Source organism: Leucobacter tenebrionis, from assembly GCF_019884725.1.
In the GTDB taxonomy this organism is placed as follows: Bacteria; Actinomycetota; Actinomycetes; order Actinomycetales; family Microbacteriaceae; genus Leucobacter; species Leucobacter tenebrionis.
Map to the genome: position 1 here is coordinate 506609 of NZ_CP082322.1, position 26519 is coordinate 533127.

A 26519-nucleotide genomic window follows, 5' to 3' on the forward strand; every position below is an offset into this window, starting at 1 on the left:
GGCGCTCGCGAGCCGCCGCGTCTGCTCCCAGCGGCTGAGCGATTCCCCTCGCTACGATGTGATTCTCAATCGCAGACGAAAGGACGCCCGTGATCGACCGTTCGACCCCGCCGATCGACCGCAGCACCGCTCGCGGCCCCGGCCCCGCCTCCCGCACGCTCGCGGCCTTCATCTTCGCGAGCCGCTGGCTGCAGGCTCCCCTCTACCTCGGGCTCATCATCGCGCAGGCCATCTACGTGGTGCTGTTCTTCATCGAGCTGTGGCACCTCGTCGAGAACGTGATCGTCACCGGGCACGTCACGGAAACCGACGTGATGCTGAGCGTGCTCGCGCTCATCGACATCGTGATGATCGCGAACCTGCTCATCATGGTGATCATCGGCGGCTACGAGACCTTCGTCTCGAAGATCCGCGTCGAGGGGCATCACGACGAGCCCGAGTGGCTCTCGCACGTCAACACGAACCTGCTCAAGGTGAAGCTCGCGGTGTCGATCATCTCGATCTCCTCGATCCACCTGCTCAAGACCTTCATCGAGGTCGGCCGTATGGATAAGGGCGTCGTGCGCAACGCCGACGGATCGGTGCTCTACTCCTGGGACGGCGTGCTGTGGGAGGTCGCGATCCACCTCGCCTTCATCGTCTCGGCGCTCGCACTCGCGTGGATCGACCGGATGAGCCACCACCACCCTGCGGTGAAGCAGGATCAGGTGACCGCGGGCCGCATCGAGGCCGGACTGCGGGAGGCTGCCCCGGCTGCCGCCGAGGAGTACGTCACCGTGCGGGTCCCGGCCGGGACGCAGTTGCCCGAGGGCGCCCGCGTCGTCGAGTAGACGCGACCTCGCCCCGGAAGACAGAAAGGGGGCCCGGCTTCGGCCGGGCCCCCTTTCGCGTCAGCTGCGGCTCAGCTGAACTGGTTCATGGTGTTGTCTTTGCCGCCGGCCTTGAGAGCGGCGTCGCCGGCGAAGTACTCCTTGTGGTTGTCGCCGATGTCGCTGCCGGCCATGTTCTGGTGCTTGACGGTGGCGATCCCCTGACGGATCTCCTGGCGCTGCACGTCGCGCACGTAGGTCAGCATGCCCTCGTCGCCGAAGTATCCCTTGGCCAGGTTGTCGGTCGACAGCGCCGCCGTGTGGTAGGTCGGCAGGGTGATGAGGTGGTGGAAGATGCCGGCCCTGGCGGAGCCGTCGCGCTGGAAGGAGCGGATCTTCTCGTCGGCGAGGCGGGCGAGCTCGGTGCCGTCGTACTCGACGCTCATGAGGTTGTCGCGATCGTAGGCCGAGACGTCCTCCCCCTGCTCGACGAGCAGATCGTAGGCCTGCTGGCGGAAGTTGAGGGTCCAGTTGAACGACGGGCTGTTGTTGTACACGAGCTTCGCGTTCGGGACCGCCTCGCGAATGCGGTCGACCATGCCGGCGATCTGCTCGACGTGCGGCTTCTCGGTCTCGATCCACAGCAGATCCGCGCCGTTCTTCAGCGAGGTGATGCAGTCGAGCACGACGCGATCCTCGCCCGTGCCCTTGCGGAACTGGTAGAGGTTCGAGGGGAGGCGCTTCGGGCGCAGCAGCTTGCCGTCGCACTTGATGACCACATCGCCGTTGCCGAGATCGCTCTCGGAGATCTCCTCGACGTCGAGGAACGAGTTGTACTGGTCTCCCAGATCGCCGGGCGTATTCGTGACGGCGAGCTTCTGGGTGAGGCCGGCCCCGAGCGAGTCGGTGCGGGCGACGATCACGCCGTTGTCGATGCCGAGCTCGAGGAACGCGTAGCGCACGGCGTTGATCTTGGCGATGAAGTCCTCGTGCGGAACGGTGACCTTGCCGTCCTGGTGCCCGCACTGCTTCTCGTCGGAGACCTGGTTCTCGATCTGGATCGCGCAGGCGCCCGCCTCGATCATCTTCTTCGCGAGCAGATAGGTCGCCTCGGGGTTGCCGAAGCCGGCGTCGATGTCGGCGATGATCGGCACGACGTGGGTCTCGTAGTTGTCGATCTGCGACTGGATGAACTCGACCGCGGTCTCGTCGCCCGCGCGGCGGGCTTCGTCGAGCTGGGTGAACAGTAGATCGAGCTCGCGGGCGTCGGCCTGGCGCAGGAACGTGTAGAGCTCCTCGATGAGGGCCGGCACCGCGGTCTTCTCGTGCATCGACTGGTCGGGCAGCGGGCCGAACTCGGAGCGCAGGGCGGCGACCATCCAGCCGGAGAGGTAGAGGTAGCGCTTCTTCGTGGTCTCGAGGTGCTTCTTGATCGAGATCATCTTCTGCTGCCCGATGAACCCGTGCCAGACGCCGAGCGACTGGGTATAGAGCGATGCATCGGCGTCGTACTCTGCCATGTCGCGGCGCATGATGTCGGCCGTGTACTGCGCGATCTCGAGCCCCGTGCGGAACCGGTTCTGGGCCCGCATCCGGGCGACGTGCTCGGGGTTGATCGCATCCCAGCCTGAGCCGTTCTGCTCCTTGAGCGCCTCGACGGCCTCGATATCGTTCTGGAACGCAGTCATGCTGACTCCTTCGTGTGATGGCGGCTAGCTCCGATATGAACTACTTCTACTTTGGGGCAGCCAGGACACCTCCCGTGCGCCAAATCGGGTGTGAATATTCGCGGTATTTCTGCACGGCGGAAAATTTGACCTCGAGCACGGGATCGGACTGCCTCCTCCGGGCGCACTTCGCGCGCTGGGGAGCAGATAGACTAAGGACGGACCTCGCAGCGGGTCTTCGCGCGAGTGGCGGAATTGGCAGACGCGCTGGATTTAGGTTCCAGTGTCTTCGGACGTGGGGGTTCAAGTCCCCCCTCGCGCACGAAATGAGGGATGTTTATGACCCGTCTCTTGGACAGCCGTCTCCCGATCGTCGCGGCACCCATGGCGGGTGGCCCCTCGACGGTCGCGCTGGCGCGAGCCGTCGCTTCGGCCGGGGGCTTCCCGTTCCTGGCCGGTGGATACAAGCCCCGCGAAGCGTTGGAGAAGGAGATCGCCGCCGTGCGCGCGGCGGACATCGCCTTCGGCGTCAACCTCTTCGTGCCGTCCGGTGAATCGGTGGACGAGGCCGCCTTCGCCGCGTACGCGGAGGAACTGCGAGCCGAGGCCGACGCGTACGGGCTCGAACTGGACCCGTCCCCCGTGCAGGACGACGACGGGTGGGGTGAGAAGCTCGCGCTGCTGACCGAGGATCCCGTGCCTGTGGTGTCCTTGACCTTCGGCCTCCCCGACCGCGCCGACATCGCCGCCCTCCGCCGGGCGGGCACCCGCGTCATAGCCACGGTGACCTCGCCCGGGGAGGCCCGGCTCGCGCGGGAGGCCGGCGTCGACGGCCTCGTCGTCCAGGGGTCGCAGGCGGGTGGTCACAGCGCCGTGTTCGACGGCACCCGGGATCCCGAATCGATCACGACCGCCGCGCTCGTGCGGCGCGTGCTGCAGGCCGTGGATCTGCCGCTGATCGCAGCGGGCGGGGTCGACGGGCCGGGGGCCGTGCGCGAACTGCTCGAGGCCGGCGCGCAGGCCGTAGCGGTCGGAACGCTGCTGCTCCGCACGGACGAAGCCGGCACCTCGCCGGCGCACCGAGCCGCCCTGGGCTCCCCCTCGTTCACGCAGACCGTGCTCACCCGAGTCTTCACGGGTCGCCCCGCACGCGCGCTGCGCAACGGATTCATCGATCGGCATCAGGCGGCGTCGATCGACGGCTACCCCGCCGTGCACCACCTGACTCGCTCGCTCCGCGCCGCAGCGGGCCGGGCCGGCGACGCGGATCGGTTGCATCTCTGGGCCGGCGCCGGCTGGCGCAGCGCCCCGACCGGTTCCGCCGCCGATGCCGTCGAGTGGTTGACCTCAGAACTCGACTGAGCCCGCGGCCCGGGTCGAGTCCGGCCGCTCCGATGTTTGGCAATGCCCCATTGGTGCATTATTCTGCACTTATGGATCAGGGAGCAGAGTCGCTCGCGCGCGCTATCGGCGCTCGGGTGAAGCAGGAGCGGAACGCTCGCGGATGGACGCTGGATCAGCTGTCGGAGCATGCCGGGGTGAGCCGACGGATGGTCGTGAACGTGGAGCAGGGCGGGGTCAACCCGAGCGTGGGCACGCTGCTGCGGCTCTCCGATGCTCTGGGGGTGGGACTCCCGTCCCTCGTCGAGGCTCCTGCACCGCGGACGGCGAAGCTCACTCCGGCCGGCGGCGGCGCGGTGCTGTGGGCCGGGGAACGTGGCGGGCGCGGCGTGCTCGTCGCCGGTACGGAACCCCCGGACGTGGTCGAGCTCTGGGACTGGACGCTGGGGCCCGGTGAACAGCATCGGAGCGAGGAGCACGCTACCGGCACCCGTGAGCTGCTCCAGGTGCTGGAGGGCGCGATGATCGTCGAAGCCGGAGGCGAGTCGCACGAACTGGCCGCCGGGGACGCCCTGTCCTTCTTCGGCGATGTCCCCCACTCCTACACCAACCCCGATAATGCGCCCGCGCGTTTCTCGCTCTGCGTCTACGAACCGGGCGTCGGCCGCCAGTACAGAAACGGAGCCGTGGATGCCTGAGATCCTCAGTCCCGATGAGTTCCTCACCGCGAGCGCGGTCGAACCCGAGGTGTTCGAGCTTCGCCCGGATTACCGCGCCCTGCTGCTCGTCGCAGAGGGGCTGGACGCGGAGGCGACCTCCCCCGCGGCAGACGCGCTGGTCGAACGAGCCGAATCGCATGCCGAGGAGCTCCTCGCCGCGTCCCCGGTGACCGAGCTGCCGCATGTCGCCGCCTGGAGGGAGGCGTACCGAGCCTTCGGGGCGAAGCCGCAACGCACTCGGAACAGCCTCGAGGCGTTGACTCGTCGGGCTGAGCAGGGGTTGCCTCGCATCAACGCGCTCACCGATGTCTACAACGCGATCTCGGTGCTGCATCAGATCCCTCTCGGCGGTGAGGACTTCGACCGCTACGACGGGCCGGCGCGTCTGATCCGCGCCACGGGGGCCGAGCCGTTCGACACGACCGCGAACGGGGAGGCCGCGATCGAGCATCCCGAGGCCGGCGAGGTCGTCTGGTGCGACGATGCCGGAGTGACCTGTCGTCGCTGGAACTGGCGGCAGGGACAGCGCACAGCGCTGACGAACAGCACCCGGACCGCGTTCTTCATCATGGACGCCCTCGCACCGATGACCGACGACGAACTGTCCGCAGCCGGCGACGCCCTCATCGAGGCGCTGTCGGCCGTATGCCCCCGGATGAGGACCTCCCGTCGCCTGATCGGGGCGCTGTGAGCGCGCCCATGAGAGTTCCCGCGTGGTCGTTGGCCGTCATCGCGATGCTCTCCGTGCAGCTCTCGAACGCCCTCTCGGTGCCGGTCATCGATCAGGTGGGTCCCGCCGGTACCGCCTGGTTGCGCATGTGCTTCGGCGCGGCGCTCCTCTGGCTCATCGCCCGGCCCGCGATCCGGTCGATACGGCGCCAGGATCTGCCCGCGCTGCTCGCCCTCGGGGTGGTGACGGGGTTCATGACGACCTTCTTCCTCGCGGCGGTGGATCGCATTCCGCTGGGCACCGCGGTTTCGATCGAGTTCCTCGGCCCGCTCACCGTGGCCGGGGTGATGAGCAGGCAGCGCAAGGCGCTGATGTGGCCGGCGCTCGCGCTGGTCGGCGTGGTGCTGCTCACCGAGCCCTGGCACGGCGCCATCGACCTCGCCGGGGTCGGCTTCGCGGCCGCCGCCGGCGCCTGCTGGGGCCTCTACAACCTGCTCACTCAGCACGTCGGCGACCGGTTCTCGGGTATCAGCGGACTCTCGCTCACGATCCCCGTCGCCGCCATCGCCACGATGCCGGTGGGCCTGCCGCAGGTGATCGCGGGCGACTTCACCTGGTGGGTACTGCCCGCCGCTGCGGGGATCGCGCTGATCACACCGGTGATCGCGTTCGGGCTCGAGATGCTCGCACTGCGCCGCATGACGCACACCGCGTTCGGCACGCTGCTGTCGATCGAGCCTGCGTTCGGGATCCTCATCGGCCTGCTCGTGCTCGCCCAGTCCCCGACGCCGATGCAGCTCGCGGGCATCGCCCTGGTCGTCGTCGCCGGCGCAGCCGCCCAACGGGGCGGTGCACGCACCGCCGATCCGGCCCCGCCTGCAGTAGCCCGCCCCGCCGCGAAGGAGACTCCATGACCGCCACCCCGAAGTACAGCTCCACGTTCATCTTCGAAATCCGGGAGCTCACCGACGAGTTCCATCGCATCGATGGCGAGATCGCCGAGCGCGCCCGCCGGATCCCCGGCTTCCTCGGCGAGGAGGCGTGGCACAACGAGGAAGCGGGTCTGCACGCCGAGGTCTACTACTGGAGCGACATGGAGGCTCTACGCGAGCTGATCGGCATGGACACGCACCGGCTCGCTAAAGCTCGTCACGGGGAGTGGATCGGCGAGTATCGCGTCGTGATCTCCGAGGTGCAGTCGGTCTACGGCAACCCGCTGCTCGGTCTCGCGCATCGCCCAGGACAGGACCAAGAACAGGAGGAGCAGGCATGACCGCCCTCTTCACCGGCCTCTCGGCCTACCCGCTCACCCCGCTCCACGACGACCGGGTCGACGAGCGCGCGTTCGCCGGGCTCATCGAGCGCCTCGCCACGGCGGGAGTGGACTCGATCACCGCACTCGGGTCGACGGGGTCCTACGCATACCTCAGCGTCGCCGAACGCGCCCGCGTCGCCCGGCTCGCCGTGCAGCATGCGGGCGGGACCCCCGTGTTCGTGGGCGTCGGAGGTCTGCGCACCTCGCACGTGCTCACCCACGTCGACGACGCGGAACAAGCGGGCGCGTCAGGCCTGCTGCTGGCGCCCATGACCTATCAGCCGCTCACAGCCGACGACGTGTTCGAGCTGTTCCGCGCAGTCACCGAGCACACGGATCTACCGGTGATCGTCTACGACAACCCCGGCACCACGCACTTCGCGTTCACCACCGGGCTGTACGCACGCATCGCCGAACTGCCCGGCATCGCCTCGATCAAGATCCCCGGCGTCCCCTCAGACCCCGATGCGGCACGGGCGCGCGTCGCGGAGATCCGACGGGTCGTGCCGGCACACGTCACGATCGGCGTCTCGGGCGACGCCTTCGCCGCGACCGGCCTGAATGCGGGCTGCGACGCCTGGTACTCGGTGATCGGCGGTACTCTGCCCGATCCGGCACTCGCCATCACCCGTGCCGCGCAGCAGGGCCGTGCATCCGAGGCGGCCGCGGAATCCGAGCGCCTCGCTCCGCTGTGGGCGCTCTTCTCGGAGTCCGGAGGCAGCCTGCGGGTGACCGCCGCGATCGCTGAACACCTCGGCCTCGCCCCCGACCGCTGCCTCCCGCTACCGATACAGGGCCTCACCGGACCGCAGCGCGCCCGAGTGGCGCAGGTCGTGGACGAACTCGGCCTCGCCTGAGTAGCGGGCCCGAGCGCTGTGACGCCCGCTCCCCGGGGAATGCGCAGCCTCTCAACGCTCCCACTCCCCGGGAATGCGCAGCCCCTCAACGCTCCCACTCCCCCGAGAGGTCGAAATCTGCTCCATTTCCCGGGATCCCGAGCCGTTTTCGACCTCTCGCGACTCCGGCCCCGCGGCTCCGCACCGCTGGCGCTCGGAATCTAGCCCGGTCGCTGCGACCCACGCGCGCGCAGGATCTCCCCCGCCTTCACCGCAACCACCCCGGCGATGATCAGCGCCGCCCCCAACCACTGCACGCGCGTGGGAACGACCGCGAGGAGCACGATGGTCCAGACGATGCCGAACATCGCCTCCGAGTACCCGGTGAAGCTCGCGACCGTGGCACCGAGACGGCGCGACGCGGCGACCCCGAGCACGTACGACAGCACCGTCGAGATGAGCACCATGCCCGCGACTGCGACCGCGGGAGGCAGTTCGGCACCTGCGATCACCGCGGGGTTCCCCGTCACGGCGAAGGGGAGCAGCCCGGTCGCGCTTGCCAGGCCCAGCACCACCGCGCCGACCGCGAGGCCGAGCCCCACGAACGGGATCGGCGGGATGCCGTGGTCGCTGTTCGCCCCCGCCGCGTAGTAGGCCGCGTTGCCGATCGCGGCGACGAGCGCGAAGGCGATGCCCAGCGGATGCAGCGCCCCGCCCGATCCCGAACCGGAGATCGCGACGAGCCCGAGCACCGCCACGGCCGCGCCGACCAGCGTCAGCCCCGCGGGCGCCACGCGGGTGCGCGACCAGAGCCAGAGCATCAGCACCACGGGGCCCATGAATTCGATGAGCAGCGCGAGACTCGGCGGGATGAACTGCACGGCGAGGAAGAAGGCGAGCTGGCAACCCGCGACCGCGAGCAACCCGAAGAGCAGGATCGGCCGCCACGCCGCCCGCACCAGGTTCCACTGGCCGCGCAGCGCGAGCACCGTGGGGGCGGCGAGCACGAGGGCGGCGAGGGTGATCCTGGTCGTCGCCGCCGCCCCGGCCGACCACCCCGCATCGAGGAGAGCACTCGCGAAGATGCCCGATAGCGCGAACGAGGCGGCGGACCCCACCGCGAGCAGGAATCCGGTGACGGGAATCGCCCGCGATGCACCCGGCATCGGCACCTCCCACGAGTCAGTTGCGTCCGCCGCGGCGCGGCTCCACCCGCCAGGATATCGCCGAACGCGGGGCTCGATGCTCACGCGGCACCGGCACCGACTTACGCGGCACCGACGCCGATCCGCAGCGCCGCGATGAACTCCCGGTAGAGCTCGTCCCGCTCGAGCAGTTCGCCGTGGGATCCCGAGTCGCGCACGCGCCCCCGGTCGAGCACGACGATGCGATCGGCGTCGAGCACGGTCGACAGCCGGTGCGCGATGGTGACGACGGCGCCGCTGCGGGCGGCGTCGGCGATGACCCGCTGGATCGCGGCCTCCGTGGAGCCGTCGAGCTGCGCGGTCGCCTCGTCCAGCAGCAGCACCTCCGGACGCCTCACCAGCGCCCGCGCGACGGCGAGGCGCTGGCGCTCGCCCCCGGAGAGCACCGCCTCGGAGACCTCGGTGTCGAGTCCCTCCGGCAGTCCGCCCGCTACCTCAGTTCGAAATCGGTGCGCGGATGGGGCACCCCGTTGATCTGCAGCGACACGCCGTAGCGCCCCGGGTAGTACCGGCGAGTGGTGATCGGCCTGAACGAGTGCGAGGCCCGCACCTCGAACCGTTCACCGGGACCGAGGGTGCGGCGCATGATCTTGAAGACCTTCGAGCGCTCGTCTCCCCGAGCGCCCGGGAAGCTCAGCACGTAGTCGATCACGAGCGGCGCGGGATCCGCCCCGACGTTCTCCACCGCCGCGCCGAAGGCGATCGCACCGCCCGTTGCGACCCGCAACGGCGAGACCTCGAGAGGCGAGACCGCCAGGCTCACCGGGGGAAAGCCGAGCAGTTCGAGGGCGGCGGCATCCCCGCGCTTCACCAGCGTGCGCAGCGCGTGGTGGGCGACCCGCTCGAAATGCTCGCCGCCGCTCCATCCGCGCACGACCTCGACCGCGAACGCGGGATGCGCCCGGCTGTGATCGTTGAGGTGATTGGCGACGGAGCGACGCACGTTCTCGTCGGCGTCGTCGTGCAGGGCGTCGAGGATCGGCCTGGTCGGCGCGGGATCCGCCACGAGGGCCGGGATCCGCTCGGCCCACGGCAGCAGGGGGCGGGTCCCCTCGCTGGCGAGTCGACGCACGCGCCAGTCGGAGTCCGTCGTCCACGCGGCCATCCGGTCGAGCGCACGGTCGAGGTCGTGGATCAGCAGCGGACGGACCGCGAACTCCGAGGTGAAGCGCTTCGTCATCTCCCCCAGCAGAGCCAGCGACGAGTCGAAGCCCTCGTCCGTCCCCTCGCTCAGCGCCATCCTCGCCGACGCGAGACCGACCGGCCAGAGGGCGAAACCCTCGAACTCCGGGTTCTCGAGAGCCGTCCGCACGATGCCCGCCAGTTGCGCGTGGCCTCCCGAGACGTCGCGCGCGATCCCGCCCGCCAGCGCCCGCGCCCTCCCGCTCAGCGTCAGTTCCGCGAGGCCGGCCGCGGTCTCACGTGTGGCTTCGAACCGACGCCCGCCGCTCGCCGCCTCGAGCGCCTCCAGCAGCGCTCCGACGCGCTCGTCTCCGAGCAGGTCATCGGTCATCGACATCGCGGGCCTCCGTTCCCCGGCACAGTCTACGAGGCGAGCAGCTTCGTGAGCCCTCACCTCTCCGCCGGATGCGCAGTACCATGGGGGCACCCCGCCGATCTCCGGCCCGGGCGACGAACCGGAGGCACCCATGGCAGCGAACGAACCCGCGATGTCCCCGTCGGATCTCCCCGTCTCCGAGGTGCTGGACCGCGTGACCGGCCCCCGCCGAGCCGAGGCCGACGAGCTGCTGGCGCTGCATCGCGAGCTGAGCGGCGCGGCGCCCGTCGTCTGGGCGGGGCGGATCATCGGCTTCGGCGAGCACGAGTACCGCTACGACAGCGGGCACGGCGGACGCATGCCCGATCTCGCCTTCGCCACCGGATCCGCGAAGCACACGCTCTATCTCACGACCGGCTTCGCGGAGCGCTGGCCGGACCTCCTCGATCGGCTCGGCCCGCACCGCGCGAGCAAGGCGTGCCTCTATCTCACCCGCCTCACGAAGATCGATCGCGCCGTGCTGCGCGAGCTCCTGGAGCGCTCGCTCGCCGAGGCGCGCTCGCAGAGCGACTGAGGCGACCGGGCACCGCGCTCCGCGCACCACTGCACCGCTCACCACTGCACCGCGCTCCACTGCACCGCGCTCCGCGCACCCGCTCCGGAGGCCGCGGACGCTAGCATGGGGCGATGCGAAGCTTCGACGAGCTGGCGGCGGAGGCCGTCCGAGCCGATGTCACCGGGTGGGGGTTCGAGTTTCTGCGGGGGCGCGCCACCGAGCAGCGCCCGCCGTGGAAGTACGCCTCATTGCTCGCGGCTCGTCTGGGGTCGGTCTCATCGGCGCTCGACCTCGACACCGGGGGCGGAGAAGTCGTGGACGAGGCGCCCGCGCTGCCCCCGCGCATGGCGGTCACCGAGTCCTGGCCGCCCAACGTCGCACGCGCGAGGCAGCGGCTCGGTCCCCGCGGCGTTGAGGTGGCGGGCACGGAACCCGGCGAGCCGCTGCCCTTCCCCGACGGCAGCTTCGAACTCGTCACGGCTCGGCACCCGGTCGCACCCGACTGGCACGAGATCCACCGGGTGCTGCGCCCCGGAGGCGTCTACCTCGCGCAGCACGTGGGGCCGGCATCGGCGTTCGAACTCATCGAGCGCTTCCTCGGCCCTCTCCCCGCCGAGCGACGCCTCCGGGATCCGGAAGACGAGGCCGCCGCCGCGCGGGATCGGGGATTCGAGATCCTCCGATTGCGGACCGCGACGTGCCGCATGGAGTTCTTCGACGTCGGAGCGGTGATCTGGATCCTGCGGAAGTGCGTCTGGTGGGTGCCCGACTTCTCCGTCGAGCGATACCGCGATGTGCTGCTCGAGCTCGACGCGCAGATGCGCGGCGGCACTCCCTTCGTCGCGCACTCGACCCGCCATCTCATCGAGGCTCGCCGGTGACGGCGGCGGGCTGGGGCGGGCTGCTCGTGGCGTGGTTCGCGGCCCTCGCGCTGCCCGGGCCGGACCTGTTCCTGCTGCTGCGTCTCGCGGTGCGGGAGCGCCGAGCGGCGGTGCTCGCGGCGCTCGGCATCATGAGCGGCAACCTGCTCTGGATCGTGGTGTCCGTACTGGGGCTGGCGGCGCTCTTCGAGGCGCTGCCGGCGCTGCTGCCGGTCATGCAGACGGTGGGCGCGGTCGTGCTCGGCTATCTCGGCGTGCAGAGCATGCGGGGCGGGATCGCGGGGCTGCGCGAAGAGGGGGCGGATCGCGGTGCCGGATCGGTGGCCCGCCCCTGGCTGCTGGGTCTCACCACCAACCTCGCGAACCCGAAGGCGCTCATCTTCTTCACGGCACTGCTGGCCCAGTTCCTGCCGGCGGGTGCGGGATGGGGTCTGCGTCTCGCGATCATCGCCGTGATGTTCACGAGTGGACTGGTCTGGTTCGTCGGGATCGCACTCGCCTCATCGGCGCCGGCGTTCCGCCGCTGGTTGGGGCGGGCCGCGCCCTGGTTCGATATCGTCGCGGGCGCGCTGTTCGTGCTGATCGCGGTCGTGATCCTGGTCGAGGTGCTGCTCGGGCTCGTCTCCGATCCCGCAGCCCAAACAGGAGATCTACTCCCAGGCGGGCGATCCAGCTGAATATTCCCGTTTAGGAGCAGATCTCCTACTTGAAGAAGGTGCCGCGGCTTGTCGGGCGGCGCCGATACTGCTATGGTCTCTGCGGATCGGAGCATTTCGCGATCCCGAATCTCCATGACACGAAGCGAGGTGAGTCGCATGCCCAGTGACAGTTGCAGTCACCAGCCGGGTACCGTGCTCACCGCTTCGATCGGCTTCCGCTAGTCGACGGCCCGCCGGTCGCCCGGCGCACCATCAGCGCGCCTCGGGCCACCGCCCGAGCGCGCTCACGATCGTGCGCGCCCCGGCGCGCACCCGGAAGGAGCCGCCATGACCACCCAGCCGATCCCCGTCGTCGACGGGCTCATCGACACGATCGAGCAGCAGCTCGCAGCCCGAGACCTGCACGCGCTCACCGAGACGCTGGCCCCGCTCACGACCGCCGACCTGGTACCCCTGTTCGACCGGTTGAGTCTGCGCCGACGAGCGATCGTCTTCCGCCTGCTGGCCAAGCAGCGAGCCCTCGAGGTCTTCGAATCGCTCGACCCCGAACTGCAGGGCGACCTGCTCGACGGACTGCACGACGCGGAGGTCGCGCGGCTGTTCGCGGAGCTCGATCCCGACGACCGGGCCTGGTTGCTGGAGGAGGTGCCGGCGTCGCTCGCCACGCGCCTGCTGCGCGGACTCCCCGAGACCGATCGGCTGCTCACCGCGGCCGTACTCGGCTACCCGCAGGGCAGCGTGGGCCGGCGCATGACACCCGAGTACGTGTGGACGAGGGCCGAGCTGACCGTCGAGCAGTCGCTCGTCCGCGTGCAGGCGCGTCTCGACGACGCCGAGACCGTGTACACCGTGCCCGTGCTCGACAACGGCAGGCGGGTGGTGGGGGTCGTCAGCCTGCGCGAGCTGATGCGGGCGGAGCCCGGGCGAGTCGTCGCCGACCTCATGCAGCCGGCGCACACCGCGGAGGCCGTGGAGCGGGACGAGACGGCCGCCCGCCGCTGCGCCGACCTCGCTCTGCTCGCCATGCCCATCGTCGACAGCGAGCGCCGTCTCGTGGGCATGTTCACCATCGACGACGCCGTACGCATCCTCGAGCGCGAGGAGAACGAGGACGCGGCTAGACAGGGCGGCTCCGAGCCGCTACGGCGCCCGTACCTCTCGACGCCCGTGCTCTCGATCGTGCGATCCCGGGTGGTATGGCTGCTCGTGCTGGCGATCGGCGCCACCCTCACCGTGCAGGTGCTGTCGGTGTTCGAGGCGACGCTGGAGCAGGTGACGGTGCTGGCGCTCTTCGTGCCGCTGCTCATCGGCACCGGCGGCAACACCGGCAACCAGGCGGCCACGACGGTGACCCGGGCGCTCGCGCTCGGCGACGTGCGCCCCAGGGACCTGCTGCGCGTGCTCGCGCGCGAGCTCCGCACGGGCGCCGTGCTCGGCCTGCTGCTCGGCGGACTCGGCTTCGCCATCGCGGGCCTCGTCTACTCCGTGCCGATCGGGCTCGTCATCGGACTCACTCTGCTCACGGTCTGCACGCTGGCGGCCGCCGTGGGCGGCGGCATGCCCCTGCTGGCGCGAGCGGTCGGCGTCGACCCCGCGGTCTTCTCGAACCCGTTCATCTCGACCTTCGTGGACGCCACTGGCCTGATCGTCTACTTCATGATCGCCCGCGCGATCCTGCAACTGTGAGAACGGGCGCCGCGGGCATCGCGGTCGCGGCGCGCCATTGCCGCGGCGCGCCGTTGCCGCGATGCGCCGCACCGACCGGGTGCCGTCACCAGCCGGTGCTGAGCACCCGGTCGAGCTGCTCGAGCACGAAGTCGGCGCTCTCGGCGGTGAGGCAGAGCGGCGGTTTCACCTTGAGCACGTTCGAGCGCTCCGAGGTGGTGAGCACGACCACGCCGAGCTCTCGCAGGCGCTCGCAGATCGCCGCGGCCTCCTCCTTCGCGGGCTCCATCGTCTCGTGATCGCGCACGAGCTCGACACCGAGATAGAGCCCCTCGCCGTGCACCGGGCCGATGAGCGGGTGACGCTCGGCGAGCGCCCGGAAACCCTCGGCGAGCCGCTCGCCCACCACGTGCGCGTTCTGCTGCAGCCGCTCGTCGCGCATCGCGTCGAGCACCGCGAGGCCAACGCGGCAGCTGAGCGGATTGCCGCCCGCCGACGAGAAGAACTGTCCCTGCGTGGCGAGCGCGTCGGCGATGCGCTTCGAGGTGATGACGCCGCCGATGGGAAATCCGTTGCCCATCGGCTTCGCGATGGTGATGAGGTCGGGCACGACCCCCGACTGTTCGAAGCCCCAGAAGGTCGACCCCATGCGACCGAAGCCCACCTGCACCTCGTCCGCGATGCACAGGCCGCCCGCCGAACGAACACGCGCGTAGGCGTCGGCGAGGTAGCCGTCGGGCAGCAGCACGCCGCCGGCGTTGCCCAGCACCGACTCGCAGATGAACGCGGCGACCCCGCGTCCCTCTCCGGCGAGAGCGAGCAGGTCGGACCCGAGGTCGGCGGCATAGCGCGCGCCCACGCTCCGATCGCCCGCGTCGCCGCGGTAGGTGCCGCGGAAGCGGTTGGGCACGTCGGCGACGTGCACCCAGTCGGGCCGGTTCTCGAGCGCGTAGGGGTTGTCGTAGGCGCTCGTGGTCACGGCGTCGGAGGCCATGGTCCAGCCGTGGTAGGCCTCGCGCAGCGCCACGACGGTCTTGCGGCCCGTTGCGGCCTGCGCGAGGCGCAGGGCGAGATCGACGGCCTCGGAGCCCGAGTTGACGAGCAGCACCGTGTCGAGCGCGTCACGTCCGCTGCCATCGGCGGCGGGCGTGCGCGCCGCCTCGGGGAGCAGCGCGAGCAGACGCTCGCTGTACTCGGCGAGCTCGCGGTACAGGAAACGTGAGTTGGTGTTGAGGATGCGGATCTGCCGATTCACCGCGTCGGCCACCCCCGGGTGCCCGTGCCCCAGGCCCGTCACGTTGTTGACCATGTCGATGTACGCGCGACCCGTGGTGTCGACGAGGTGGTGGCGCCAGCCCCGCTCGATCTGCATGGGCCGCTCGTAGTAGCGCTCCTGCGCGCTCGCGAAGATCTGCTCGCGCCGGGCCTGCTCGTCGCCGGATTCGTCGCGCTGCGCGCGCGGCGGCAGACCGAGGATCGCGGCCGGATCGCGGGTGAGCCGCGCCCAGGCCGACACACGATCCGGGGTGACGCGGTTCACCGCGGAGCCGCGGAAGTCGCCGGCCGCGCGCTCGGCCTCGAGCCTCTGCAACTGCGCCACCGCGAGCTGGGTGTCAGCCGCGATGGCGTCGACGCGCACCAGCCGCACGTGCACCGGCCGCGGCGCGGTACCGCCCTCGAGCACGCCGATCTGTGCCCCGTCCTCGACCAGCTCGTCCCGCGCCACCGTCGCTTGCACACCCGACACGATCAGCAGCCATTCCTCGGAGACGAGCAGCGAGATCAGGCCCCCGAAGGCGCCGACGACGACTCCCCCGACGGGAGCAGCGACCGACATCTGAGACCCGGCGGCTACCCATATCTCGGTCGCCGTGGGCCAGGTGGCCGCGGCCTCCGCCGCATCGATGCGGGTCTGCGTGAGGCGGTACACGCCGTAGGGGTAGACGGCCGCCCCGACACCTTCCGCGAGGGACTCCGCGAGCAACCGCGGTTCGGCATGCTGTTCGAGCCAGGCCCCGCCGTCGAGCGACTCGGACTCCACGCCCGGGTCGATCACGGACACCTCGCCTTCCAGGTCAGGGAGGAGGGACCGGAGCGGGCGGGATCCTGCGACTCCCTCCGCTCCCGCAGGATGACGGGAAGACTCCGTCTGCGCGAAGGGATCGGCCGCCAGCCTGAGTCCCGCCCCATGAGGCAGCCCGCTGAAGCCGAGCCTCGCCAGCACGTGCTCCGTCATCTCGACGAGCGGGTATCGCGTCGCGGCGTCGAAGATCGCCTGCTCCCCCGCGATGCGCTCACGGGCGTAGTCGTTGGCGCCGTCGATCTCGAGCTGGCGCCAGCCGCTCGCGACGAGCACGGCGGCGCGCAGCACGATGAGCGGCCACACCGCCCGGGCCTCCGCCGCGGAGAGCGGTGCGGCGCGGTGGAAGGCCGCGACCGTATCGAGCACGCGGAGCGGGCGCGCGGGCTCGTGGTGCAGCATCGAGCTCGCCGTGACGGCGAGCTCGGCCACGCGCCACCCGTAGGCCAGGTCTCCGAGGTCGAGCACGGTGTGCGGGTGCAGACGACGGTCGTCGCCCCGCACACCGGTCACGTTGTCGTCGGTGAGGTCGCCGTGGATCGCCTGCAGGGGCAGGTCACCGGCTACCGCGTCGAGTGCGCGCTGCGCGGCCTCGGATGCGCCCAGCACCCGCTCGCGCAGATCCTCGTCGGCGATCGACGAAGCGAGTCTCACGGTCTGCTCGTGCGCAACCGCCATGATCCACATGTGATCGCGCTCGAGGCCCGGATGCCGCAGCCGCGCGAGCGCATTCACCGAGGCGGCGGCGAGACGCCCGAACTCCTCGAGCACGACCGGCGCGAAGTAGCCGCCGTCGACCATCGGCTCGCCCTCCGCGAACTCGCTGCGCCGTACTGCGAAGCCGCGCCAGCGCTGCGTGAGCGAGCCGTCGATCCCGGGGAGCACAGACGCGACCGGCACGCCCGCATCCCGGTACGCGTCGAGAGCGGCGTGCTGAGCGTCGCGTTCCTCATCCCCGAACACCGGGTTGTCGACGCGCAGCACGCTGCGGGCCCCACCCGGTTCTTTGAGCACGAAGTTGCGATCCTGATTGCTGCCGAGCTCCCGTGCACTCGCCTCGATGCCGTAGCACTCGCGCGCGATCAGCACTGCATCGGCCTCTGTCACCGCGGGGCGCACCAGCCCGCCGGTCGCCTCGGATGCGTACGCATCAGTCATGCTGCCGTCTCCACTCTTCAGGTCGGTCTCAGCCCAGTCGCGCCAGGATCTCCGGGGCGAGAGCCGAGAAGGCCCTGGTGCGATGGGACAGTCGGTCCTTCTCGATGCCCGTGAGCTCTGCAGCCGAGCGCTGCTCGCCCTCGGGCTGGAAGATCGGATCGTAGCCGAAGCCGTGCTCCCCCTCCGGCTGCCTCAGCACACGGCCGGGCCAGACACCGAGCTCGCAGACCTCGCCCGCGCCAGGCCCACCCGTGAGCCCGGTGCCCTCGCCGGGCGGCACCACCAGCGCGGCGGCGCAGACGAAGCTCGCGGCGCGGTGCTCGTCGGCGACATCGGTGAGCTGCCACAGCAGCAGGTCGACGTTGCCGGTGTCGCTGCGCTCCGGGCCGCCCCAGCGCGCCGAGAAGATGCCCGGGCACCCGCCGAGCACATCGACCGCGATACCGGAGTCGTCTGCGATCGCCGGCAGGCCGGTGTGCGCCGCGGCGGCCCGCGCCTTGATGAGCGCGTTCTGCTCGAAGGTCAGCCCGTTCTCGACGGGCTCGGGGCCGTCGTAGCCGATCAGATCGATGCCGGGGATCAGCGGGCCGAGAATGCGCCGCAGCTCCTCGAGCTTGTGGGCGTTGTGCGAGGCGAGCACCAGCTGCGTCATGATCATCCCTCCTTCGCCGCGAGGGTCTCGGCCAGCACCGCGCGCTGGATCTCGGAGAGCTCGGAGCCGCTCGCGAGCGCGAGATCGAGCAGGCTGTTCAGCTCGGCGCGATCGAACGGCGCTCCCTCGGCGGTGCCCTGCACCTCGACGAAGTCGCCCGACCCGGTCATCACGACGTTCATGTCGGTCTCGGCGCGCGAGTCCTCGACGTAGGCCAGGTCTGACATCGGCGTGCCGCCCACGATGCCGACCGAGACCGCTGCCACGCTGTCGCGCAGCGGCTGGGCCTTGCGAGCGATGTGCCCGGCCGCACGCGCCCACTCGATCGCGTCGGCCAGCGCGACGTACGCACCGGTGATCGACGCGGTGCGGGTGCCGCCGTCGGCCTGCAGCACGTCGCAGTCGATCACGATCGTGTTCTCGCCCAGCGCCTTCGTGTCGATGACCGCCCGCAGGCTGCGCCCGATGAGCCTCGAGATCTCGTGGGTGCGGCCGCCGATCTTGCCGCGCACCGCCTCGCGCTGCATGCGCTCGTTCGTCGAGCGGGGCAGCATCGAGTACTCTGCCGTGACCCAGCCGGTCCCCTTGCCCGTCAGCCACCGCGGCACACCGGGAGTGAACGAGGCGGTGCAGAGCACACGCGTGGCGCCGAACGAGATCAGCGCGCTGCCCTCGGCCTGCGAGCTCCACCCGCGTTCGATGGTCACGGGGCGCATCTGCTGCGGAGTGCGCCCGTCGGCGCGTGTCTGGTCACTCATGTTCTCTCCTTCGGTCGGTCGTTCAGGTCGAGGGATCGCCGCAATGCCGTCTGCCCGTACGCTACAGGGAGCCTCCGACATTCGAGCGCGGGCCCGCGGCGGTCAGCGGGGAAGCGTGATCGAGCCCGTCTCGAGACGATCGACCGCGTCGATGCCGATCCCGAGCATTCTGCGCGCGAGATCGACGAAACCGCGCGTATCATCGCCCGTCGCCTCGTAGCGCAGCACCGGCTCGCCGGCACCGGGCGAGCGCAGCAGGCCCTCTTCTGTCAGCACCCGGAACACCTCGTTCGCCGTCTCGATGTCGCTCGACACGAGCGCCACGTCCGGTCCGACGACCCGCGCGAGCGCGCCGCGCAGGAAGGGGTAGTGCGTGCAGCCCAGCACGAGCGTGTCGATCCGCTCGGCCACCAGCGGCGCGAGGTACTCCTCGGCTACGGCGTGCACCTCGGGGCCGCTCGTGAGGCCGGCCTCCACCAGCTCGACGAAGCGGGGGCAGGCGGCTGCAGTCAGCGAGATCTCGGGGCGCATCGCGAAGAGGTCGTCATAGACGCGCGACTGGATCGTGCCCTGCGTGCCGATGAGGCCCACCCTGCCGCTACGCGTGATGGCAGCGGCGCTGCGCACCGTGGGGCCGATCACCTCGACGACGGGAACGTCGTAGCGCTCGCGGGCGTCGCGCAGCACGGCGGCCGAGGCGGTGTTGCAGGCGATCACCAGCATCTTCACGCCCTGCGCCACGAGCCCGTCGAGGATCTCGAGCGCGAAGCGGCGCACCTCCGCGATCGGCCGCGGCCCGTAGGGGGTGCGCAGCGTGTCGCCCACGTAGATCATCGACTCGTGGGGCAGCTGATCCCGGATCGCCCTCGCCACCGTCAGGCCGCCGACGCCCGAGTCGAACACCCCGATGGGCGCGTCGGGCGAAATATCGCGATTGCTCACCCGAACAGCCTACCGCTCCGGCGGTGACGGAGCAGAAGCGGGCCTACGCCGGCTGCTTGATCCAGGTGCGTCGATGCAGTTCCGTGAGCCCCAGGGCCGCGATGCCCTCGTAGTGGGCGCGGGATCCGTAGCCCTTGTTCGACGTCCACCCGTATTCGGGGTGCGCCTCGTGCGCCTCCCGCATGAGCGCGTCGCGCTCCACCTTCGCGCGCACGGACGCCGCCGCCACCGAAGCGCAACTGCGATCCGCCCCGACCCTGGTACGCACCCGCAACGGCGACCTGAGCACCGGGCTGAGCCAGTCATGCGAACCGTCGAGCAGGATCAGCGCGCGATCGACGGGCACGCCCGCGGCGTGCAGCTCGAGCAGCGCGCGTCGCGCCGCCTCCCCCAGCATGGCGCCGATCCCGTGCTCGTCGATCTCCTCGGCGCTCGCGTATCCGACCGATCCCGGCCCCCACTCGCACACGAGCGGCGCCATCGCCTCGCGCCGCTTCTCGCTGAGCAGCTTCGAGTCGCGGAGCCCCTCGGGGAATCCGACCGTTCCCCGCATCACCGCGTGCACGCCGACGGCGACCGGGCCTGCGACCGCGCCGCGGCCGACCTCGTCGATCCCGATCACCAGTTCGAAGCCCTCGGCGAAGCACGCCTGTTCCACCTCGAGCGTCGGGTCCTTCGAGGGGTCCGGCCTCAGCGCGCGTTTCGGCATCGCCGGGCTCATCACTGCGCCGCCGCCTTCTCGCGGGCCTGTTCTCCCGCCTGCTCGACGCCCGTGAACGTGCCCTCGGGAGCGCCCAGCCAGGTGAAACGGTTCAGGGGCCAGTTGAGCACGAACGCGCGGCCCACGATCTCGCTCTCGGGCACGAATCCGCGCCCCGGCTGATCCTGGTTGTAGCGGGAGTCCTTGCTCTGATAGCGGTTGTCGCCCATCACCCACACCGAGTCCTCGGGCACCGTGACGTCGAAGTCGATCTTGGAGGCCCGACCGCCCTCCCCCGGAGGGATCACGATGTAGGGCTCGTCGAGCGGCACACCGTTCACAGTGACCCGGCCCTCGGCGTCGCAGCACTGCACCCGATCACCGCCGATCCCGATCACGCGCTTCACCACGTACTCGTTGCTCGTGTCGGCCGCGAGACCGACGGCCTGCAGCACCTTCTCGAAGCCCTGCGGCGGCTCGGTGCCCCGAGGCAGCAGCCACCCGCCCGGGTCCTTGAACACCACGATGTCCCCCCGCTGCACCGACATCACATCGGGTACGAGCTGGTTCACCAGAATGCGGTCGTTGACCTGCAGCGTCTGCTCCATCGACTCGGACGGGATGTAGAAGCTGCGCACGAGGAACGTCTTGAGCAGGAACGAGACGAGGAATGCGACGACCAGGATCACGACCAGATCCCTGAGGAATCCGAGTATCCCGCCGCCGCGCCGCCGAGGTTCGCTCGCCGATTCGTTCATCTCGCTTGCCCTCTCCGGTGCAGCCGAGCCGTGAGCCGCACCAGTCCATCCTGCCATTCGCACCCTGGGAAAGAAGAAACCCCCGCCGAAGCGGGGGTTTCTTGCTGAAGAGCGCGGATCAGAAGTCGCGCTTCTCCTTGACCTTGGCCTTCTTGCCGGTGAGACCGCGCAGGTAGTACAGCTTGGCGCGACGCACGTCACCGCGGGTCACGACCTCGATCTTGTCGATCGCGGGCGAGTGCACGGGGAACTTGCGCTCCACACCCACCTGGAAGCTGATCTTGCGGACGGTGAACGTCTCGCGGACGCCCTCGCCGTGACGGGCGATGACGATGCCCTGGAACACCTGGATACGCGAGCGGTTGCCCTCGACGATGTTCACGTGCACCTTGACGGTGTCGCCGGCGCGGAACTCGGGGATGTCGCTCTTGAGCGACGCGGCATCGACGTGGTCGAGCTTCTGCATGATTGTCTCTCTCTGCGCCCGCCGCAAGTCGGAACGCGGAATGATAAGGAAAGTACTGAGGTGTTGGGCTCACGGTGTGTGCGGACCCTCGCGGCAGTGCCGCACCGTGGCACAAGGAACTATTATGCCACACCCAAGACAGTGGATCACGCCGGCCCTCTCCCCGATCCCGATCCCGATCCCCGTCGAGATACGGATCTCGCACCCGCGATCGCGATCCGGCATGCGAAACTCGTATCTCGAAGGGAGCACCCCGCTCCCTGAGCCCGTCGAAGGTGGGGCCTACGCACCCTCCTCGACTGAGGCGCTGCTTGATCACGGGGAGGGGCGATCCTCGAGCAGCCGACCGATCACCCGATGACGGGCGGTGACGAACGCTCCGTTGCGGCCCGTCTCGACCAGCTCGAGATCGAGGCGGCGCGGCAGCAGCGGACGGCCGGCGCCGAGCACGACGGGCGCGATGGAGGTGAGGATCTCGTCGAGCAGTCCCGCATCGGCGAACTGACCCGCGAGGTCGCCCCCTCCCACGACCCAGAGATCCTTTCCGTCGGCGGCGGCGAGCATCTCGGCATGCACGTCCCGGACCGGGCGCTGCGAAAAGCGGATGTCGTGCTCTGAGCCGGTACCCGCCCCCGGCAGCGGCAGGTCGCGATGCGTCATCACCCACGTGGGGATCTCGTAGGGCCAGGAGTCCTTCTCATGGTCGAGGACCCACTCGTACGTCGTCCTCCCCATCACGAGGGCCCCGATCCCGGCGAAGAAGCGCTCGTAGTCGCCCGGGCCGTCCTCCTCCTGCGGCTGCCGCAGCAGCCAGTCGAGCGAGTCGTGGGGGTCGGCGAGGAAGCCGTCGAGTGTGGTGGCGGTGTAGTAGATGAGGCGCGTCATAAGGCTGCTCCTTCGTGTTCTTCGGGTTCGGGATCGATCTCGCCGCGCAGTCGCCGAAGCCACATGATGGGATCGCCGTCGTCGACCCGGCTTCCGCAGCTGCGCAGCATGAATCGCACCAGCTGGCGGCGGTGCGCGGAGAAGGTGAGCACGTGCGCGACCACGGCGCTGATCACGAAGCTCTCGGGCGGATCGCAGAGGGCATCCACCAGCCGGTCGTCCCAGGCGCCTCGCCGGTCGATGTCGCGCACCGCCGCGAGCCACCGCGCGGCCGCCCGCTCGTGCCGCGCTCGGAGCTCTCCGAGGGCCGGCGGGTCGCCGCGCTCGGGAAGGTCGAGCCCCTCGAGCGCCGCGAGCCACACCTCCTTCGAGTGCACCAGCGATTCGAGCACCGACGCGATCGAGGGTTCCTCACCGTCCCACTCGAGCACCGTGTTGCCCGGGAGCAGCGGGCGGGAGACCTCACCGTCATCGAGGTGTGCAGCCGCGTCCAGGAGGTACGAGGTGTCGTCGATATCGTGGCGCACCAGCTGCTCGGTCAACGGGTTCATGACACCCTCCTCGGCGTGCACCCACAGCGATGTGGGCGGGTGGAAGTGGATCCCGTTCGGGCTGGGAAGCCAGTGGCTCGCGGCGGGGGCGCTCGGAGGGTGCCCGAAGGCGCGGGCGAAGGCCCGGCTGAAGCCCTCGGCCGAGTCGTACCCGGCGGTCCAGGCTGCCTCGGCCACACTCGCTCCGTCTCGCAGTTGCCAGGCCGCCCGCTCGAGCATCACGCGCCGCCGCATCGCGACGGGCCCCTCGCCCGCTGCCCGGGAGATCGAGCGGGCGAAGTGAAAGCGCGAGGTGTGCGCTCCCCCGGCCATGTCGTCGAGACTCCGGTGGCTCTCGTCGAGCACCGCGTCGAGCAGCTCGCGGAGTCGATCCCTTCCGTTCGTGGTCATGTCTCCAGTCTGGCGGCGCCCGGACCCCAGCGCATGACCGTTCTTGCTGATTCCCTGGCTCCCAGTCCCGCCGACGAGAATGTCAGTGCCCTCTGCCATCATCGGGGGCATGGAACCCCAGCAGCAGACCATCCGCGACAGCGCCGTCTACGGCGAGGCGTCCGAGCTTCTGCGCCGGCTCACCGGTCGGCCCGACGCAGACTTCCACGACGGGCAGTTCGAGGCGATCAGCGCGCTCGTCACCGAGCGGCGTCGCGCCCTCGTGGTGCAGCGCACGGGCTGGGGCAAGTCGGCCGTCTACTTCGTGGCGACCGCACTGCTGCGTCGACGGGGTGCGGGGCCCACGCTGCTCGTCTCCCCGCTGCTCGCCCTGATGCGCGATCAGGTCGCGGCCGCCGAGCGCGCGGGGGTGCGGGCCGCGGCGATCAACTCGGCCACCTCCGACGAGTGGGAGCAGATCGAGAGCAGGCTCGCGGCCGACGAGATCGATGTGCTGCTGGTGTCTCCGGAGCGGCTGAACAATCCCCGCTTCCGCGAGCAGCAGTTGCCCGGGCTGCTCGGACGGATGGGCCTGCTGGTCATCGACGAAGCGCACTGCATATCCGACTGGGGGCACGACTTCCGACCCGACTACCGACGCATCGCGGCGCTTCTCGCGGGGCTCGAACGCGACGTGCCGGTGCTCGCCACCACCGCCACGGCGAACGCCCGGGTCGTCGACGACGTCGTGGAGCAGCTGGGCCGCGACGTGCTGACGCTGCGCGGGTCTCTCGCGCGCGAGTCGCTTCGGCTGGGATCCCTCGCCCTGCCGACGTCTCGGGAACGACTGGCCTGGCTCGTGGCCCACCTCGGCGATCTGCACGGCAGCGGCATCGTGTACGCGCTCACGGTATCGGCGGCGGAAGACACCGCCCGGCTGCTCCGAGAGGCCGGCTACGCGGTCTCCGCCTACACCGGTCGCACGGACCCCGATGAGCGCGAGCGCCTCGAGGCCGCGCTCAAGTCGAACGAGGTGAAGGCGCTCGTCGCCACCAGCGCGCTCGGCATGGGGTTCGACAAGCCCGATCTCGGGTTCGTCGTGCATCTGGGCGCCCCGTCCTCACCGGTCGCGTACTACCAGCAGGTCGGCCGCGCGGGCCGCGGAGCCGCTGACGCCGATGTGCTGCTCCTGCCCGGGGCCGAGGACGAGGCGATCTGGCGCTACTTTGCCACGGCCTCCATGCCGGATCCGGAGCGTGCCGCCGCAGTGCTCGCCGCCCTCGGCGGCCCCGACGACCCGCCGCTGTCGACGCCCGCCCTCGAGGCCCGCGTCGACATCCGCCGCAGCCCGCTGGAGCTGCTGCTCAAGGTGCTCGACGTCGACGGTGCAGTGCGGCGAGTATCCGGCGGCTGGGTCGCCACCGGCGCCCCGTGGCGCTACGACGCCGAGCGGTACGAGCGCATCGCTTCGGCCCGCGCCTCCGAGCAGCGATCGATGCTCGCCTATGAGCGCGGAGAGCGCTGCCGCATGGAGACGCTGCAGCGCGATCTCGACGATCCGACCGCCGCGCCGTGCGGACGCTGCGACGTCTGCGCCGGCGCGTGGTACCCCACCGATATCCCGGGCGAGGCGGCGCAGCGCGCATCGGGCCAGCTGCAGCGCGTCGGCGTGCCGATCGAGCCGCGCGGCATGTGGCCCACCGGGGCGGACCGCCGAGGCCTCCCGGTGAAGGGCAGGATCCCCGAGGGCGAACGCCCCGCGCCCGGGCGGGCGATCGCGCGTCTCACCGATCTGGGTTGGGGCGGCCCGCTGCGCGACATCTTCGACGCGGGCACTGCCGATCGACCCATCGACGACAGGCTGCTCGAAGGGGTCATCGCGACGCTGCGCGACTGGCCGTGGCAGGAGCGCCCTGTGGGGGTCGTGGCGATGCCCTCGCTCAGCCGCCCGCTACTCGTCGCAAGCACGGCGGCCGCGATCGCGGAGCGCGGCCGCCTGCCGTTCCTGGGGTCACTCGATGTCGACCCCTCGGTACCGGCGGTGGGGCCCGGCGGCAACAGCGCGTTCCGGCTGGCGTCGGTATGGGGCCGATTCGGGGTGAGCCCCGTCCTCGCCGAGACCGTCTCTCAGGCCCCGGGCCCGATCCTGCTCGTCGACGACCTCGTGGACAGCCGATGGACGATCACGGTCGCAGCGAGGGCACTGCTCGCCGCGGGCGCACCCGCGGTGCTCCCCTTCGCACTGGCCAGCGTCGGGTGATGAGACGCGCGGCTCGTTCAGCAGCACGTCGGCTCAGAGCTGGCACCACGCGCGCGTTGTGCAGCGCGCTACGTCAGAGCTGGCACCCGGGACACCAGTAGAGCTTGCGCGCTCCGAACTCCTCGAGCTGGATGTTGGTGCCGCAGCGCTTGCAGGGCGTGCCCTCCATCTTGTACACCCAGTGCCGTTCATCGCGTTCCGACAGCGCCCGCGCGTAGGCCTCGCCCTCGAGCCCGTCGATCGTGATCATCTGGCCGACGGTGATGCCGATGTCGAGCAGGTGGGCCCAGTCGTCCCAGAGGGCCTCGAGCACGGTGCGGTCGAGGGTGTTCGCGGGCGTGTGAGGGTCGAGTTCGGCCCGGAACAGCATCTCCGCCCGGTAGACGTTGCCGATCCCCGCGATCACGGACTGGTCCATGAGCACGAGCCCGATCGGGGTCTTCTTCTTATGGGCACGAGAGACGAACCGCTCCCGCTCCGCCGGCGTGTTCGCGTTGGCCGGATCGGGGCCGAGGCGCTGCACGACCGCGTCGACCTCGGCCGGCGTCAGCACCTCGCAGGCCGTCGGCCCGCGCAGATCCGCGCAGACCGTCTCGTTCAGCAGGCGCACCCGAACCTGTCCGACCGGATCCGGCGGGAACGAACCGACCTCCTCGGTCTCGCGGTCGTGCTCGGCCATGCGCACGCGAGCACGCCGCGGAGCTCCGATCGAGGTCACCGAATCCTCGCCGTCGCGGTCGACGGGCCTCGCACGGTCGGGCCTCGAGTACTCCCCCGTCTGCCCGAGCTTGGAGTGCCCGGGAGTGTGGCCGTGGATCTGGATCGAGGGATCCACCCGCACCTCGCCCGCGAAGTCCCAGGCCCCGTAGATGCCGAGGTGCACGCGCAACCAGTGATCGCCCTCGAACTCGAGGAACATCTGCTTGCCGACGGCGCGGGCGTCGGTCATCTCGTGACCGTCGAGGATCGCGGCGCCCTGCGCGAAACGGCCCTGCGGGCTCGTCACACTGGGCGCGGTGCCCACGAAGTTCGCGTGGAACTGCCGCGCGATGCGGTGTACGGAGTGGCCCTCGGGCACGTTCGTCTCGCTCTCAGCTCAGGATTCTCTGCACGACACCC

General features: G+C 70.4%; 26 protein-coding genes and 1 tRNA gene. 13 read left to right on the forward strand and 14 right to left on the reverse strand.

The features are described 5' to 3' along the window. Positions 1 to 89 precede the first annotated feature (89 nt). A complete protein-coding gene (locus KVY00_RS02355) occupies positions 90 to 830 on the forward strand; it encodes a TIGR00645 family protein (protein ID WP_223044154.1) in 741 nt (246 codons plus the stop codon). A gap of 71 nt (positions 831 to 901) precedes the next feature. Here the strand turns inward: KVY00_RS02355 and KVY00_RS02360 are convergent, their stop codons facing one another. Further along, positions 902 to 2497 carry an isocitrate lyase gene (locus KVY00_RS02360; RefSeq protein ID WP_223044155.1) on the reverse strand — a complete coding sequence of 532 codons (1596 nt, stop codon included), beginning with the start codon at positions 2495 to 2497 and terminating at the stop codon, positions 902 to 904. Positions 2498 to 2716: 219 nt separating this feature from the next. Between KVY00_RS02360 and KVY00_RS02365 the strand changes: the two genes are divergently transcribed. The 7 genes from KVY00_RS02365 to KVY00_RS02395 all read left to right on the forward strand — a co-directional run bounded on the left by KVY00_RS02365 (position 2717) and on the right by KVY00_RS02395 (position 7378). Further along, positions 2717 to 2798, forward strand: a tRNA-Leu gene (locus KVY00_RS02365). Positions 2799 to 2815: 17 nt separating this feature from the next. Then, positions 2816 to 3838: an NAD(P)H-dependent flavin oxidoreductase gene (locus KVY00_RS02370; RefSeq protein ID WP_223044156.1), complete on the forward strand. Its 1023-nt coding sequence runs from the start codon at positions 2816 to 2818 to the stop codon at positions 3836 to 3838. A 71-nt stretch (positions 3839 to 3909) separates the two neighbouring features. Next, positions 3910 to 4515 carry a helix-turn-helix domain-containing protein gene (locus tag KVY00_RS02375; protein WP_223044157.1) on the forward strand — a complete coding sequence of 202 codons (606 nt, stop codon included), beginning with the start codon at positions 3910 to 3912 and terminating at the stop codon, positions 4513 to 4515. Beyond that, the gene (locus KVY00_RS02380) at positions 4508 to 5227 is read left to right on the forward strand and encodes a B3/B4 domain-containing protein (RefSeq protein ID WP_223044158.1); all 720 of its coding nucleotides are present in this window, start codon (positions 4508 to 4510) and stop codon (positions 5225 to 5227) included. The genes KVY00_RS02375 and KVY00_RS02380 overlap by 8 nt, the downstream gene beginning before the upstream one ends. Positions 5228 to 5235: 8 nt before the next feature. Beyond that, positions 5236 to 6120 (forward strand): EamA family transporter, encoded by an 885-nt coding sequence (locus KVY00_RS02385; protein WP_255572718.1) that lies wholly within the window; start codon positions 5236 to 5238, stop codon positions 6118 to 6120. Next, on the forward strand, positions 6117 to 6479 hold the full coding sequence (locus KVY00_RS02390; RefSeq protein WP_223044159.1) for an antibiotic biosynthesis monooxygenase family protein: 363 nt from the start codon (positions 6117 to 6119) through the stop codon (positions 6477 to 6479). The genes KVY00_RS02385 and KVY00_RS02390 overlap by 4 nt, the downstream gene beginning before the upstream one ends. After that, positions 6476 to 7378, forward strand: a complete 903-nt coding sequence (locus KVY00_RS02395) for a dihydrodipicolinate synthase family protein (RefSeq protein WP_223044160.1) — start codon at positions 6476 to 6478, stop codon at positions 7376 to 7378. The genes KVY00_RS02390 and KVY00_RS02395 overlap by 4 nt, the downstream gene beginning before the upstream one ends. Positions 7379 to 7578: 200 nt before the next feature. Here the strand turns inward: KVY00_RS02395 and KVY00_RS02400 are convergent, their stop codons facing one another. The 3 genes from KVY00_RS02400 to KVY00_RS02410 all read right to left on the reverse strand — a co-directional run bounded on the left by KVY00_RS02400 (position 7579) and on the right by KVY00_RS02410 (position 10081). After that, positions 7579 to 8523 (reverse strand): EamA family transporter, encoded by a 945-nt coding sequence (locus KVY00_RS02400; RefSeq protein ID WP_223044161.1) that lies wholly within the window; start codon positions 8521 to 8523, stop codon positions 7579 to 7581. 101 nt (positions 8524 to 8624) lie between these two features. Then, complete coding sequence (locus KVY00_RS02405; RefSeq protein ID WP_223045147.1) at positions 8625 to 8984, reverse strand: ATP-binding cassette domain-containing protein; 360 nt, start codon at positions 8982 to 8984, stop codon at positions 8625 to 8627. 8 nt (positions 8985 to 8992) lie between these two features. Continuing rightward, on the reverse strand, positions 8993 to 10081 hold the full coding sequence (locus KVY00_RS02410; RefSeq protein ID WP_223044162.1) for a DNA alkylation repair protein: 1089 nt from the start codon (positions 10079 to 10081) through the stop codon (positions 8993 to 8995). 130 nt (positions 10082 to 10211) lie between these two features. Here KVY00_RS02410 and KVY00_RS02415 point away from each other — a divergent pair, with 130 nt between their 5' ends. The 4 genes from KVY00_RS02415 to mgtE all read left to right on the forward strand — a co-directional run bounded on the left by KVY00_RS02415 (position 10212) and on the right by mgtE (position 13842). Then, positions 10212 to 10634 carry a DUF1801 domain-containing protein gene (locus KVY00_RS02415; RefSeq protein WP_223044163.1) on the forward strand — a complete coding sequence of 141 codons (423 nt, stop codon included), beginning with the start codon at positions 10212 to 10214 and terminating at the stop codon, positions 10632 to 10634. Positions 10635 to 10747: 113 nt separating this feature from the next. Then, a complete protein-coding gene (locus KVY00_RS02420) occupies positions 10748 to 11497 on the forward strand; it encodes a class I SAM-dependent methyltransferase (RefSeq protein ID WP_223044164.1) in 750 nt (249 codons plus the stop codon). After that, entirely contained in the window at positions 11494 to 12174 is a 681-nt protein-coding gene (locus KVY00_RS02425; protein ID WP_223044165.1) for a LysE family translocator, read from the forward strand. Before KVY00_RS02420 ends, KVY00_RS02425 begins: the two co-directional genes overlap by 4 nt. Positions 12175 to 12483: 309 nt before the next feature. Continuing rightward, a complete protein-coding gene (mgtE, locus tag KVY00_RS02430) occupies positions 12484 to 13842 on the forward strand; it encodes a magnesium transporter (RefSeq protein WP_223044166.1) in 1359 nt (452 codons plus the stop codon). Between the two features lie 85 nt (positions 13843 to 13927). Here mgtE and KVY00_RS02435 read toward each other — a convergent pair whose 3' ends face one another. The 9 genes from KVY00_RS02435 to KVY00_RS02475 form a co-directional block, all read right to left on the reverse strand. Continuing rightward, complete coding sequence (locus KVY00_RS02435) at positions 13928 to 17059, reverse strand: aminotransferase (protein WP_223044167.1); 3132 nt, start codon at positions 17057 to 17059, stop codon at positions 13928 to 13930. A gap of 28 nt (positions 17060 to 17087) precedes the next feature. After that, the gene (locus KVY00_RS02440) at positions 17088 to 17711 is read right to left on the reverse strand and encodes a non-canonical purine NTP pyrophosphatase (RefSeq protein WP_223044168.1); all 624 of its coding nucleotides are present in this window, start codon (positions 17709 to 17711) and stop codon (positions 17088 to 17090) included. Positions 17712 to 17713: 2 nt separating this feature from the next. Beyond that, on the reverse strand, positions 17714 to 18469 hold the full coding sequence (gene rph, locus KVY00_RS02445) for a ribonuclease PH (RefSeq protein ID WP_223044169.1): 756 nt from the start codon (positions 18467 to 18469) through the stop codon (positions 17714 to 17716). 102 nt (positions 18470 to 18571) lie between these two features. Next, entirely contained in the window at positions 18572 to 19411 is an 840-nt protein-coding gene (gene murI, locus KVY00_RS02450) for a glutamate racemase (RefSeq protein WP_223044170.1), read from the reverse strand. 43 nt (positions 19412 to 19454) lie between these two features. Next, the gene (locus KVY00_RS02455; RefSeq protein WP_223044171.1) at positions 19455 to 20120 is read right to left on the reverse strand and encodes a ribonuclease HII; all 666 of its coding nucleotides are present in this window, start codon (positions 20118 to 20120) and stop codon (positions 19455 to 19457) included. A gap of 11 nt (positions 20121 to 20131) precedes the next feature. Further along, positions 20132 to 20869 carry a signal peptidase I gene (gene lepB / locus KVY00_RS02460; protein ID WP_223044172.1) on the reverse strand — a complete coding sequence of 246 codons (738 nt, stop codon included), beginning with the start codon at positions 20867 to 20869 and terminating at the stop codon, positions 20132 to 20134. Positions 20870 to 20987: 118 nt separating this feature from the next. Beyond that, complete coding sequence (rplS, locus tag KVY00_RS02465; RefSeq protein ID WP_223044173.1) at positions 20988 to 21335, reverse strand: 50S ribosomal protein L19; 348 nt, start codon at positions 21333 to 21335, stop codon at positions 20988 to 20990. A 315-nt stretch (positions 21336 to 21650) separates the two neighbouring features. Then, positions 21651 to 22220 carry a dihydrofolate reductase family protein gene (locus KVY00_RS02470; RefSeq protein WP_223044174.1) on the reverse strand — a complete coding sequence of 190 codons (570 nt, stop codon included), beginning with the start codon at positions 22218 to 22220 and terminating at the stop codon, positions 21651 to 21653. Continuing rightward, positions 22217 to 23161, reverse strand: a complete 945-nt coding sequence (locus KVY00_RS02475; protein ID WP_223044175.1) for a helix-turn-helix transcriptional regulator — start codon at positions 23159 to 23161, stop codon at positions 22217 to 22219. The genes KVY00_RS02470 and KVY00_RS02475 overlap by 4 nt, the downstream gene beginning before the upstream one ends. Before the next feature lie 109 nt (positions 23162 to 23270). Between KVY00_RS02475 and KVY00_RS02480 the strand changes: the two genes are divergently transcribed. Further along, entirely contained in the window at positions 23271 to 25400 is a 2130-nt protein-coding gene (locus KVY00_RS02480; protein WP_223044176.1) for a RecQ family ATP-dependent DNA helicase, read from the forward strand. A gap of 73 nt (positions 25401 to 25473) precedes the next feature. Here the strand turns inward: KVY00_RS02480 and KVY00_RS02485 are convergent, their stop codons facing one another. Continuing rightward, positions 25474 to 26478 (reverse strand): Fpg/Nei family DNA glycosylase, encoded by a 1005-nt coding sequence (locus tag KVY00_RS02485; RefSeq protein WP_223044177.1) that lies wholly within the window; start codon positions 26476 to 26478, stop codon positions 25474 to 25476. Positions 26479 to 26519 lie beyond the last annotated feature (41 nt).

Bases quoted from the DNA above. Each gene is read 5' to 3' on its own strand.
- KVY00_RS02360 (WP_223044155.1), bottom strand. From the start codon at position 2,497: ATGACTGCGTTCCAGAACGATATCGAGGCCGTCGAGGCGCTCAAGGAG.
- KVY00_RS02370 (WP_223044156.1), top strand. From the start codon at position 2,816: ATGACCCGTCTCTTGGACAGCCGTCTCCCGATCGTCGCGGCACCCATG.
- KVY00_RS02375 (WP_223044157.1), top strand. From the start codon at position 3,910: ATGGATCAGGGAGCAGAGTCGCTCGCGCGCGCTATCGGCGCTCGGGTG.
- KVY00_RS02380 (WP_223044158.1), top strand. From the start codon at position 4,508: ATGCCTGAGATCCTCAGTCCCGATGAGTTCCTCACCGCGAGCGCGGTC.
- KVY00_RS02385 (WP_255572718.1), top strand. From the start codon at position 5,236: ATGAGAGTTCCCGCGTGGTCGTTGGCCGTCATCGCGATGCTCTCCGTG.
- KVY00_RS02390 (WP_223044159.1), top strand. From the start codon at position 6,117: ATGACCGCCACCCCGAAGTACAGCTCCACGTTCATCTTCGAAATCCGG.
- KVY00_RS02395 (WP_223044160.1), top strand. From the start codon at position 6,476: ATGACCGCCCTCTTCACCGGCCTCTCGGCCTACCCGCTCACCCCGCTC.
- KVY00_RS02400 (WP_223044161.1), bottom strand. From the start codon at position 8,523: ATGCCGGGTGCATCGCGGGCGATTCCCGTCACCGGATTCCTGCTCGCG.
- KVY00_RS02410 (WP_223044162.1), bottom strand. From the start codon at position 10,081: ATGTCGATGACCGATGACCTGCTCGGAGACGAGCGCGTCGGAGCGCTG.
- KVY00_RS02415 (WP_223044163.1), top strand. From the start codon at position 10,212: ATGGCAGCGAACGAACCCGCGATGTCCCCGTCGGATCTCCCCGTCTCC.
- KVY00_RS02420 (WP_223044164.1), top strand. From the start codon at position 10,748: ATGCGAAGCTTCGACGAGCTGGCGGCGGAGGCCGTCCGAGCCGATGTC.
- mgtE (WP_223044166.1), top strand. From the start codon at position 12,484: ATGACCACCCAGCCGATCCCCGTCGTCGACGGGCTCATCGACACGATC.
- KVY00_RS02435 (WP_223044167.1), bottom strand. From the start codon at position 17,059: ATGACTGATGCGTACGCATCCGAGGCGACCGGCGGGCTGGTGCGCCCC.
- KVY00_RS02440 (WP_223044168.1), bottom strand. From the start codon at position 17,711: ATGACGCAGCTGGTGCTCGCCTCGCACAACGCCCACAAGCTCGAGGAG.
- rph (WP_223044169.1), bottom strand. From the start codon at position 18,469: ATGAGTGACCAGACACGCGCCGACGGGCGCACTCCGCAGCAGATGCGC.
- KVY00_RS02455 (WP_223044171.1), bottom strand. From the start codon at position 20,120: ATGCCGAAACGCGCGCTGAGGCCGGACCCCTCGAAGGACCCGACGCTC.
- lepB (WP_223044172.1), bottom strand. From the start codon at position 20,869: ATGAACGAATCGGCGAGCGAACCTCGGCGGCGCGGCGGCGGGATACTC.
- rplS (WP_223044173.1), bottom strand. From the start codon at position 21,335: ATGCAGAAGCTCGACCACGTCGATGCCGCGTCGCTCAAGAGCGACATC.
- KVY00_RS02470 (WP_223044174.1), bottom strand. From the start codon at position 22,220: ATGACGCGCCTCATCTACTACACCGCCACCACACTCGACGGCTTCCTC.
- KVY00_RS02475 (WP_223044175.1), bottom strand. From the start codon at position 23,161: ATGACCACGAACGGAAGGGATCGACTCCGCGAGCTGCTCGACGCGGTG.
- KVY00_RS02480 (WP_223044176.1), top strand. From the start codon at position 23,271: ATGGAACCCCAGCAGCAGACCATCCGCGACAGCGCCGTCTACGGCGAG.